Source organism: Pseudomonas imperatae (genome assembly GCF_057128625.1).
In genome coordinates, this window is sequence record NZ_JBSKHP010000003.1 from 275,989 (window position 1) to 286,413 (window position 10,425).

At 65.4% G+C, this 10,425-nt stretch carries 12 protein-coding genes and 2 pseudogenes; 11 read left to right on the forward strand and 3 right to left on the reverse strand.

What is annotated here, in order from left to right:
• The first annotated feature begins 40 nt into the window (after positions 1-40).
• From ubiE to ACWKWX_RS05925, 11 genes and pseudogenes are all read left to right on the forward strand, one after another.
• Positions 41-811: a bifunctional demethylmenaquinone methyltransferase/2-methoxy-6-polyprenyl-1,4-benzoquinol methylase UbiE gene (gene ubiE, locus ACWKWX_RS05875; RefSeq protein WP_476294849.1), complete on the forward strand. Its 771-nt coding sequence runs from the start codon at positions 41-43 to the stop codon at positions 809-811.
• Positions 811-1,434, forward strand: a complete 624-nt coding sequence (locus ACWKWX_RS05880; RefSeq protein WP_483827212.1) for a ubiquinone biosynthesis accessory factor UbiJ — start codon at positions 811-813, stop codon at positions 1,432-1,434. Before ubiE ends, ACWKWX_RS05880 begins: the two co-directional genes overlap by 1 nt.
• Positions 1,431-3,035, forward strand: coding sequence for a ubiquinone biosynthesis regulatory protein kinase UbiB (gene ubiB / locus ACWKWX_RS05885; protein ID WP_416422037.1), 1,605 nt, complete (start codon positions 1,431-1,433; stop codon positions 3,033-3,035). The genes ACWKWX_RS05880 and ubiB overlap by 4 nt, the downstream gene beginning before the upstream one ends.
• A gap of 72 nt (positions 3,036-3,107) precedes the next feature.
• The gene (hisI, locus tag ACWKWX_RS05890) at positions 3,108-3,509 is read left to right on the forward strand and encodes a phosphoribosyl-AMP cyclohydrolase (protein ID WP_483827213.1); all 402 of its coding nucleotides are present in this window, start codon (positions 3,108-3,110) and stop codon (positions 3,507-3,509) included.
• Positions 3,502-3,840 carry a phosphoribosyl-ATP diphosphatase gene (locus ACWKWX_RS05895; RefSeq protein WP_483827214.1) on the forward strand — a complete coding sequence of 113 codons (339 nt, stop codon included), beginning with the start codon at positions 3,502-3,504 and terminating at the stop codon, positions 3,838-3,840. Before hisI ends, ACWKWX_RS05895 begins: the two co-directional genes overlap by 8 nt.
• Positions 3,841-3,863: 23 nt before the next feature.
• Positions 3,864-4,130: a twin-arginine translocase TatA/TatE family subunit gene (locus ACWKWX_RS05900; protein WP_416422034.1), complete on the forward strand. Its 267-nt coding sequence runs from the start codon at positions 3,864-3,866 to the stop codon at positions 4,128-4,130.
• 4 nt (positions 4,131-4,134) lie between these two features.
• Complete coding sequence (gene tatB, locus ACWKWX_RS05905) at positions 4,135-4,533, forward strand: Sec-independent protein translocase protein TatB (RefSeq protein WP_483827215.1); 399 nt, start codon at positions 4,135-4,137, stop codon at positions 4,531-4,533.
• Positions 4,530-5,318, forward strand: a complete 789-nt coding sequence (gene tatC, locus ACWKWX_RS05910; protein ID WP_416422032.1) for a twin-arginine translocase subunit TatC — start codon at positions 4,530-4,532, stop codon at positions 5,316-5,318. Before tatB ends, tatC begins: the two co-directional genes overlap by 4 nt.
• Positions 5,315-6,022, forward strand: a complete 708-nt coding sequence (locus ACWKWX_RS05915) for a 16S rRNA (uracil(1498)-N(3))-methyltransferase (protein ID WP_416422031.1) — start codon at positions 5,315-5,317, stop codon at positions 6,020-6,022. The genes tatC and ACWKWX_RS05915 overlap by 4 nt, the downstream gene beginning before the upstream one ends.
• 180 nt (positions 6,023-6,202) lie before the next feature.
• A pseudogene (locus ACWKWX_RS05920) lies at positions 6,203-6,517 on the forward strand (methyl-accepting chemotaxis protein); the annotation flags it as partial.
• An 81-nt stretch (positions 6,518-6,598) separates the two neighbouring features.
• A pseudogene (locus ACWKWX_RS05925) lies at positions 6,599-7,702 on the forward strand (methyl-accepting chemotaxis protein); the annotation flags it as partial.
• 134 nt (positions 7,703-7,836) lie between these two features.
• Here the strand turns inward: ACWKWX_RS05925 and ACWKWX_RS05930 are convergent.
• The 3 genes from ACWKWX_RS05930 to ACWKWX_RS05940 all read right to left on the reverse strand — a co-directional run bounded on the left by ACWKWX_RS05930 (position 7,837) and on the right by ACWKWX_RS05940 (position 10,393).
• A complete protein-coding gene (locus tag ACWKWX_RS05930) occupies positions 7,837-8,571 on the reverse strand; it encodes an amino acid ABC transporter ATP-binding protein (RefSeq protein WP_473006804.1) in 735 nt (244 codons plus the stop codon).
• Positions 8,564-9,526, reverse strand: coding sequence for an amino acid ABC transporter permease (locus ACWKWX_RS05935; RefSeq protein WP_416422028.1), 963 nt, complete (start codon positions 9,524-9,526; stop codon positions 8,564-8,566). Before ACWKWX_RS05935 ends, ACWKWX_RS05930 begins: the two co-directional genes overlap by 8 nt.
• A 69-nt stretch (positions 9,527-9,595) precedes the next feature.
• Positions 9,596-10,393: a transporter substrate-binding domain-containing protein gene (locus tag ACWKWX_RS05940; RefSeq protein WP_416422027.1), complete on the reverse strand. Its 798-nt coding sequence runs from the start codon at positions 10,391-10,393 to the stop codon at positions 9,596-9,598.
• Between the last annotated feature and the right edge of the window lie 32 nt (positions 10,394-10,425).

A 10,425-nucleotide genomic window follows, 5' to 3' on the forward strand; every position in this document is an offset into this window, starting at 1 on the left:
GGGATTAGAATGGCCAGTAATTTTTTCCGGTGACAGCGATATGACCGATCAGCGCAAAGCCAGCGATGCCGAACCTACTACCCACTTCGGCTACAAGAACGTGCCCGAAAGCAAGAAGGCCGAGAAGGTCGCCGAGGTATTCCACTCGGTAGCGGCCAAGTACGACCTGATGAACGACGTGCTCTCGGGCGGCATGCACCGGCTGTGGAAACGCTTCGCCATCGAACTGTCGGGCGTGCGCAGCGGCAACCGCGTGCTGGACATCGCCGGCGGCACGGGCGACCTGACCCGCAAGTTCTCCCACCTGGTGGGCAGCAGCGGCGAAGTGGTGCTGGCCGACATCAACGCCTCCATGCTCAAGGTAGGCCGCGACCGCCTGCTGGACCTGGGTGTGGCCGGCAACGTCAAGTTCGTCCAGGCCGACGCCGAGAAGCTGCCGTTCCCGGACAACTACTTCGACTGCGTGACCATCGCCTTCGGCCTGCGCAACGTCACCCACAAGGAAGACGCCATCGCCTCGATGCTGCGCGTGCTCAAGCCAGGCGGCCGCCTGCTGGTGCTGGAGTTCTCCAAGCCCACCAACAAGCTGATGTCCAAGGTGTATGACGCCTATTCGTTCGCGTTCATGCCGCTGGCCGGCAAGCTGATCACCAACGACTCGGAAAGCTACCGCTACCTGGCCGAATCGATCCGCATGCACCCGGACCAGGAAACCCTGAAGTCGATGATGGTGCAGGCCGGTTTCGACCGCGTCACCTACCACAACATGACCTCGGGCATCGTCGCCCTGCACCGCGGCATCAAGCCCTGATGCTGTACAGCGGCCTGATCGCCAGCGCCGAACACGGCCTCAACCGTGTGTTGCGCCTGGACAGCACGGCGTTGCCACGGCTGGCGCGCCTGGCCGGCAAGGTGATCGAGATCGATTGCCTGATGCCGGCCATGAAACTGTTCATCCTGCCCAGCGGTGAAGGCCTGATGCTGGCCAGCCAATGGGCGGCGCCGGCCGACTGCGTGCTGCAGGCCCCGGCCAGCAGCCTGGCGCAGCTGGCGCTGAGCCGCGACAAGACCGCCGTGCTGCACAGCCCGCAAGTGGACCTGGCCGGCGACAGCGCCGTGCTGCTGGAACTGGTGGCGGTGCTGCAGGACCTGGAACTGGACTGGGAATACGAGCTGCAACGCTGGCTCGGCCCGGTGGCCAGCCAGCTGATCAGCGGCCACCTGCGCCGCGACGCCAGTTGGGTGCGCAAGGGCCTGTCCAGCCTGAACCAGAACATGGCCGAATACCTGGCCGAAGAAACCCGCACCCTGGTGGGCAAGCACGAAGCCGAAGCCAGGTTTGCCGAAATCGACGAGCTCAAGCTCGATGTCGAACGCCTCGAAGCGCGCCTAGAGCGCCTCGCCCGATCCCTCAAACCTAGCGATAACGCATGAAGCTGCTTGCCGTCCGCCGTTTGTTGCGCATTCAGCGCGTCGTGATCCGCTACCGTCTCGATGACCTGTTATTCGCCCTCCCCCTGCCGTGGTTCCTGCGCATCACGCGCTTCGCCATGCCCTGGCGCTGGCTGCCGCGCAAGCGCCTGGAGCTGACCCGCGGCGCCGCCCTGCGCCTGGCGCTGCAGGACCTGGGGCCGATCTTCATCAAGTTCGGCCAGCTGCTGTCCACGCGCCGCGACCTGTTGCCCGAAGACATCGCCGACGAGCTGATGCTGCTGCAGGACCGCGTGCCGCCGTTCGACCCGCAACAGGCGATCAAGCTGATCGAAGAGCAACTTGGCAAGAAGATCGTCGAGGTGTTCAGCCGCTTCGACGTCGAACCGCTGGCCTCGGCCTCGGTGGCCCAGGTGCACTCGGCGCAGCTGCGCAGCGGCGAGGAAGTGGTGGTCAAGGTGGTGCGCCCCGGCCTCAAGCCGGTCATCGGCCAGGACCTGGCGTGGCTGTTCCTGCTGGCCCGCTGGGCCGAGAAGTTCTCGGCCGACGCACGCCTGCTGCACCCGGTGGACGTGGTCGCCGACTACGAAAAGACCATCTACGACGAGCTCGACCTGCTGCGCGAGGCGGCCAACTCCAGCCAGCTGCGGCGCAACTTCGAAGCCTCGGACATGCTCTACGTGCCCCAGGTGTACTGGGACTGGTGCCGCCCCAAGGTGCTGGTGATGGAGCGCATCTATGGCATCCAGGTCACGGACCTGGCCACCCTGGCCGACCAGCGCACCGACATGAAGCTGCTGGCAGAGCGCGGCGTGGAGATCTTCTTCACCCAAGTGTTCCGCGACAGCTTCTTCCACGCCGACATGCACCCGGGCAACATCTTCATCAGCACCGTGGCGCCGTGGAGCCCCAAGTACATCGCCATCGACTGCGGCATCGTCGGCAGCCTCACGCCCGAGGACCAGGACTACCTGGCGCGCAACCTGTTTGCGTTCTTCAAGCGTGACTACCGCCGCGTGGCGCAGCTGCACATCGACTCGGGCTGGGTGCCGGCCGAGACCAAGCTCAACGAGTTCGAGGCGGCGATCCGCACCGTCTGCGAGCCGATCTTCGAGAAACCGCTGAAGGACATCTCCTTCGGCCAGGTGCTGATGCGCCTGTTCCAGACCGCGCGGCGCTTCAACATGGAAGTGCAGCCGCAGCTGGTGCTGTTGCAGAAGACCCTGCTGAACATCGAGGGCCTGGGCCGGCAGCTGTACCCGGACCTGGACCTGTGGAGCACCGCCCAGCCGTTCCTGGAACGCTGGATGCGCGAGCGCATGAGCCCCAAGAGCCTGTTCCACAACGTGCAATCCCAGGTAGAGCAACTGCCGCACCTGGCCAACATGACCCGCGACCTGCTGGAACGCATGTCGCAGCCCCACGCCAAGGACGCCCCGCCGCCCTGGCAACAGCCACGCGAACAGCGCGTGCTGCGCGTGGTGGGTGGCGCCCTGCTGGCCGGGGGTGCGACACTGGCCGCCACCGGCGGCGCCATTGACAGCCTGGCCGCGTGGCCCGCGTGGATCATGCTGGCCGCGGGCCTGTACCTGGTCGCGCGTTGATAGCCAGCCGCCCATCGGGGTGGCACACTAGTGAGGAGTTCGAGCTGATCGAACTCGTTGTCGGAGTCAAAAATGAAAGACTGGCTGGACGAGATCAACTGGAACAGCGACGGCCTTGTCCCGGCCATCGCCCAGGATCACAAGACCGGGCGCGTGCTGATGATGGCCTGGATGAACCGCGAGGCGCTGGCCCTGACCGCCGCCGAGAACCGCGCCATCTACTGGTCGCGCTCGCGCGGCAAACTGTGGCGCAAGGGCGAGGACTCAGGCCACGTGCAGCACCTGCACGAAATGCGCCTGGACTGCGACGCCGACGTGATTATCCTGATGGTTGAACAAGTGGGCGACATTGCCTGCCATACTGGTCGTCAGAGCTGCTTCTACCGCGTCTACGAGCACGGCGGCTGGCAAACCGTCGACCCCGTGCTCAAGGACCCGAAAGCCATCTACCAGCCAGGACACTCCCATGACTGACAGCACCCTGACCCGGCTCGCCGAGGTACTGGAGTCGCGCAAAGGCGCCGAGCCAGACAGCTCGTACGTCGCCAGCCTGTACCACAAGGGCCTGAACAAGATTCTGGAAAAGGTCGGCGAAGAGTCGGTCGAGACCATCATCGCCGCCAAGGACGCCGCCGTCAGCGGAGATTACAGCGATGTCATCTATGAAACCGCCGATCTGTGGTTCCATAGCCTGGTCATGCTGGCTGCGCTGGGGCAACACCCGCAGGCCGTCCTGGACGAACTGGACCGCCGCTTCGGGCTTTCCGGCCACGTCGAAAAAGCCGCCCGCCAGCCTTCTGCATAACGTATCGAACGAGGAATTACCCCATGGGTCTCTTTGACTGGAAACACTGGATTGTCATCCTGATTGTCGTGGTACTGGTGTTCGGTACCAAGAAACTGAAAAACCTGGGCACCGACGTCGGCGAGTCCATCAAGGGCTTCCGCAAGGCCATGAACGACGACGAAAAGCCCGCCGACCAGCCGGTGCCACCTGCCCAGCCAGTGCACCCGCAGGCCACCTCGCCCCTGAGCCAGCCGCACACCATCGATGCCACGGCCCAGAAAGTCGAAGACCCCATCAGGAAAGACTGAAGTCATGTTCGGGATCAGCTTCAGCGAATTGCTTCTGGTGGGCCTGGTGGCCCTGCTGGTGCTCGGCCCCGAGCGCCTGCCGGGCGCCGCCCGCACCGCCGGCCTGTGGGTAGGCCGGCTCAAGCGCAGCTTCAATGCCATCAAGGCGGAAGTGGAACGTGAAATCGGCGCCGACGAGATTCGCCGGCAGCTGCACAACGAGCACATCCTCTCGCTGGAACAGGAAGCGAAGAAGATCCTCAACCCGCTTGTGCAGCCCGCGCAGCCACCGGTGGTGCAGCCACAACCTGCGCCTGTGCACGCCGAACCTGCACCGGCCGCCCCGGTGCAGGCCTCGCCCGAGCAAGTCCCCGGCGCCCACACGCCGCCTCACGATCCGACCCAGCCGCCGCGAGCCCCATGAGCGAAATTCCCGAAAACGACCAGCCCATGCCGCTGGTCTCGCACCTCACCGAGCTGCGAACCCGCCTGCTGCGCTGCGTAGCGGCGATCTTCGTCATCTTCGCCGCGCTGTTCGCCTTCACCCAGCAGATCTACACCTTCGTGTCGGTGCCGCTGCGCGAATACCTGCCGGCAGGCGCGACCATGATCGCCACCGACGTGTCGTCGCCGTTCCTGACGCCGCTGAAGCTGACCATGATGGTCTCGTTGTTCCTGGCCATCCCGGTCATCCTGCACCAGATCTGGGGCTTCATCGCGCCCGGCCTGTACAAGCATGAGAAGCGCGTGGCAGTGCCGCTGCTGATCTCCAGCATCCTGCTGTTCTACTGCGGCATGGCCTTCGCGTATTTCCTGGTGTTCCCGCTGATCTTCAAGTTCTTCGCCTCGGCCACCCCGGCCGGCGTGCAGATGATGACCGACATCACCAGCTACCTCGACTTCGTCATGACCCTGTTCTTCGCCTTCGGCGTGGCCTTCGAGATCCCCGTGGCCGTGGTGCTGCTGGTGTGGATCGGCGTGGTCGACGTCAAGCAGCTGAAGAAGATGCGCCCGTACGTGATCATCGGCTGCTTCGTGGTCGGCATGCTGCTGACCCCGCCGGACATCTTCTCGCAGACCCTGCTGGCCGTGCCCATGTGGATGCTGTTCGAGATCGGCGTGCTGTTCGGCGGCCTGGTCAGCAAGCGTGGCGACCATGAAGAGGACGCCAGCGACCACAACGACCAGCCGCCAGCGACCCAGGCGTGAACCTGCTGTTGCTCGAGGAGGCCGATTTCATCGCGGCCGACCGGGTGGTCCTGCGCGACCGCCGCCTGAAGCACATGCAGGAAGTGCACGGCGTGGCCGTGGGCGACAGCCTGCGCGTGGGCCGCATCAACGGCCTGATGGGCCGCGCCGAAGTGCTGCGCCTGGAGGCCCGCGAAGCCGAGCTGCAGGTGGTCCTGGACCAGCCGCCGCCGGCCAAGCTGCCGCTGACCCTGGTGCTGGCCCTGCCGCGGCCGAAAATGCTCCGGCGGGTGTTCCAGACCGTGGCCACCATGGGCGTGGCCAAGGTCATCCTGGTGAACAGCTACCGGGTGGAGAAAAGCTTCTGGCAGACGCCCTTCCTGCAGCCCGACGCCATTCGCGAGAATCTGGTGCTGGGCCTGGAGCAGGCGCGTGACACCGTGCTGCCGGAAATCATCATCGAGAAACGCTTCAAGCCCTTCGTCGAAGACCGCCTGCCGGCCATCGCCGACGGCACCCTGGGTCTGGTCGGCCACCCCGGCGACCACCCGCCCTGCCCCCGCGGCCTGAGCGAGCCGGTGACCCTGGCAATCGGCCCGGAAGGCGGCTGGATTCCCTACGAGGTCGAACTGCTGGGCAAGGCCGGGTTGAACCCGGTACAGCTAGGCGAGCGCATCCTGCGCGTCGAGACTGCCGTCACCGCGCTGCTGGCGCGTTTGTTCTAGAAAAGTCCGATCCACGGTATTACAGATCCTAGGCACAGGGCCGATACAGAGGCACGCTAATGGCAAAACGCCCTGTCTGCTCGCTAGGAGTGCAAGCGCATGTATCGTTGGATGCAATACCACCTCGGGCACATCGGTGTGCAACGCAAATTGATGCTGGGCTTCGGCCTGGTGCTGGCCATGACCCTGCTCACCTTCACCGCCGGCTGGAACGGCCTGGGCGCGCTGATCGAGCGCGGCAACAAGCTCAACAGCATTGCCACGGTCAGCGACCTGACCCGCGACCTGCGCATCGCCCGCCTGAGCGTGGCGAACGAGAACGGCAGCATCGAAGGCGTGCTGGCGGTGCTGGGCAAGCTGGACACGCAGCTGGCCAGCGCCCACGCGCTGCTTACCTCTCCCGAGGACGTGGAACGCCTGGAGCGGCAGATCAGCGCCACCCGCGACTACCGCCAGACCGTCACCGAGCTGGACCAGGCGCGCAAGGCCAATGACCCGCAACGCGACACCGCGCCGCTGTTCAAGCGCCTGGCCGATGACGGCAGCGTGCTGCTGGACATGAGCGCCGAGCTGACCCGCTCGCAAACCGCCAAGCGCGACACCGACGCCACCAGCGCCAGGCAGTGGCTGGCGGGCAGCGCGCTCATGGCCCTGGTGTTCAGCGTGCTGGCCGGTTTCGCCATCACCCGCCAGGTAGTGCACCCGCTGCACGCCACCCTGAAAATCATGGACGAGGTGGCCGCCGGCGACCTCACCCACGCCCACACCGTGGACCGCAGCGACGAGCTGGGCCAGCTGCAGAACAGCCTGCAGCGCATGACCGTGGGCCTGCGCACATTGATCGCCGGCATCAGCGACGGCGTCACCCAGCTGGCCAGCGCCGCCGAGGAGCTGTCGGCGGTCACCGAGCAGACCAGCGCCGGCGTCACCAGCCAGAAAGTCGAGACCGACCAGGTGGCCACCGCCATGAACCAGATGGCCGCCACCGTGCAGGAGGTGGCACGCAACGCCGAACAGGCCAGCGAGGCCGCCGTGGCCGCCGACCAGCAGGCCCGCGAGGGCGACCGGGTGGTGAGCGAGGCCATCGAGCAGATCGAGCGCCTGGCGGCCGAGGTGGGCCATTCCACCGAGGCCATGGGCCACCTCAAGCGCGAAAGCGACAAGATCGGCGGCGTGCTGGACGTGATCAAGTCCGTGGCCCAGCAGACCAACCTGCTGGCCCTGAACGCAGCCATCGAGGCCGCCCGCGCAGGCGAAGCCGGCCGCGGCTTCGCCGTGGTGGCCGACGAGGTGCGCAGCCTGGCCCAGCGCACGCAGAAATCCACCGAAGAGATCGAGCAACTGATCGCCGGCCTGCAAAGCGGCACCCAGCAAGTCGCCACCGTGATGGACAACAGCCGCAGCCTCACCGACAGCAGCGTCGAACTGACCCGCCGCGCCGGCAACTCGCTGGAAAACATCACCCGCACGGTGTCGACCATCCAGAACATGAACCAGCAGATCGCCGCGGCGGCCGAACAGCAGAGCGCGGTGGCCGAAGAGATCAACCGTAGCGTGCTGAACGTGCGGGATGTGTCGGACCAGACCTCGGCGGCCAGTGAAGAGACGGCAGCGTCGAGCATCGAGCTGGCGCGGTTGGGCACCCACCTCCAAGGCCTGGTAGGCCGCTTCCGAGTCTAACCCCGTAGCAGCTGCCGAAGGCTGCGTCAGGGCCATCCGCGGCGCCTGCAGACGCCGCCTGGCGGCAGCTGCTACGGGGCATCCGCGTAGCAGCTGCCGAAGGCTGCGTCACGGCGGCCATGGGGTGGGGGTGGTTACAGCACCTGGCGCAGGAACGCCTGGGCGCGGGGGTCGCGGGGGTTGCTGAAGAATTGCTCGGGGGGCGAGTCTTCCAGCAGTTTGCCGTGGTCGAAGAACAGCACGCGGTGCGCCACTTCGCGGGCGAAGCCCATTTCGTGGGTGACGCAGATCATGGTCATGCCTTCCAGCGCCAGGGTCTTCATCACGTCCAGCACTTCGCCGACCATTTCCGGGTCCAGGGCCGAGGTGGGCTCGTCGAACAGCATCACCTTGGGGTCCATGGCCAGCGCGCGGGCGATGGCCACGCGCTGTTGCTGGCCGCCCGACAGGCGCGACGGGAATTCATTGGCCTTCTGGCCGATGCCCACCTTGTCCAGCAGCATGCGCGCCTTTTCCTCGCGCTCTTTCTTGCTGCGCTTGCGCACGATTTTCTGCGCCAGGCACAGGTTTTCCAGCACGGTCATGTGCGGGAACAGGTTGAAGTGCTGGAACACCATGCCCACTTCGCGGCGGTAGGCGTTGATGTCGGTTTTCGGGTCGGCCAGGGACAGGCCGTCAATGCTCACGGTGCCGGCGTCGAACTGTTCCAGGCCGTTCAGGCAGCGCAGGAAAGTGGACTTGCCCGAGCCCGAAGGCCCGACTACCACCAGCACTTCGCCCTTGGCCACCTGGGTGGTCACGTGGTCCACCGCGCGCACCACATGGCCGCGGGTGTCGAAGACTTTCACCAGATCACGAACTTCAATCACTTTGTGCAAGCCTCCGCTCAAGCCGGCTGGCGAAGTGCGACAGCGGCAGGTTGATCAGCAAATACAGGGCCGCCACGCAGAACCAGATCTCGAACGTGGAGAACGAGGTGGTGATGGCTTCGCGGCCGGCCTTGGTCAGTTCGGTGATGGAGATCACCGACACCAGCGAGGTGTCCTTGACCAGGCTGATGAACTGCCCGGCCAGGGGCGGCAGCACGCGCTTGAACGCCTGCGGCAAAATCACATGGCGCATCGACTGGCCAGCGCTCAGGCCCAGCGAACGGGCCGCCTCGCCCTGGCCACGGGCGATGGACTGCACGCCGGCACGGACGATCTCGGCCACGTAGGCGCCGGTGAACAGCGCCAGCGCCGCCACGCCGGCGAACTCGCGCGACAGGTTGAGCACGGTGCCGATGAAGAAGTAGAAAATGAACAGCTGCACCAGCAGCGGCGTGCCGCGCACCAACTCGACGTACACCGTGGACAGGTCGCGCAGGGTGGGGTTGCCGGACAGGCGGCACAACCCGGCGACCAGGCCGATGAACAGGCCGATCACCCCTGACACCACCGAGATCCACACCGTGGCCCACAGGCCCCAGGCCAGCGGCCCTGCGGCCCAGTGGCGGGTGACGCCTACCGGGTCACCTTCGGAGATATCGTCGCCCTGGGACACTCTCACGCTGTCCTGGGCCACGGTCAGCACCTGCTGGTCGCCGTCCTCGTCCTTGAGCGTCACCCGGGTCATGCTGCCCTGGGCGTCGATGGCCTCGACCGTGCCGTTGCCAGTGGCGCGCTGCACGTCTTCGGCCTGGTAGGCGAAGTACTGCGGCACGCGGCTCCAGCGCCACTCGTAGGAAATCAGCGAAGTCGCGTAAAACAGGGTGACAGCCAGGCCCACCAGGACCAGCGCCGTCAGCCCGTGCCAGGGCCACTGGGCTTTCTTGTGTTTGATCACTACTGCCTTTCCGTAAATGCGAACGCGCGGGCAAGCCCGCGCGCTGGTGTCAGACAAGGACGACTGGGGTTATTCCATGTCCTTGAGCCACGTGGTGCTCTTGAACCACTTGTCGTGAATGCGATCGTAGGACCCGTCTTCGTGGGCCTGGCGCAGGAAGTTGTTGATGAAGTTCAGGCTGTCGTAGTCGCCCTTCTTCAGGCCGAAGGCCAGCGGCTCGTAAGTGAACGGCTTCTCCAGGTACACCAGCTTGCCGTTGCCGGCCTTGTCGACGGCCACCACGTTGTAGGGCGAATCGTAGACGAAGGCGTCGGCCTTGCCGTTGACCACGTCCATCACCGCTTCCTGCTCGTTGTCATAGCCGTGGTACTGGGCCTTGGACATCAGCTTGCGCGAGACCATCTCGCCGGTGGTGCCGACCTTGGAGGTCAGGCGGTACTGGGGATCGTTCAGGTCTTTGTAGGACTTGATGGTGCCTTGCAGCTCCTTGCGGATCAGCAGGGTCTGGCCGACCACGATGAAGGGGTCGCTGAAGTTGATACGCAGGTTGCGTTCCTGGGTCAGGGTCAGGCCGCTGCCGATCAGGTCGAACTTGTCGGTCATCAGCGCCGGGATGATGCCGTCGAGGCTGGTGGACACCAGCTCCAGCTTCACGCCCATGGACTTGGCCATGGCCTTGAGCAGGTCGACTTCGAAGCCGATGATCTCGCCGCGCTTGTCGGTCATCTCGAATGGCATGTAGGTAGGGTCCATGCCCACCCGCAGCGTGCCGCGCTTGACCGCGTCATCGATGGCGCCCGCCTGGGCGGAACCCACTGCGCCCAGCGCCATGACGCCCAGCAGCAGCATCGACAGATACTTCTTCATCACCAAGTCCCCTAACTAACGCGTTGCAACGT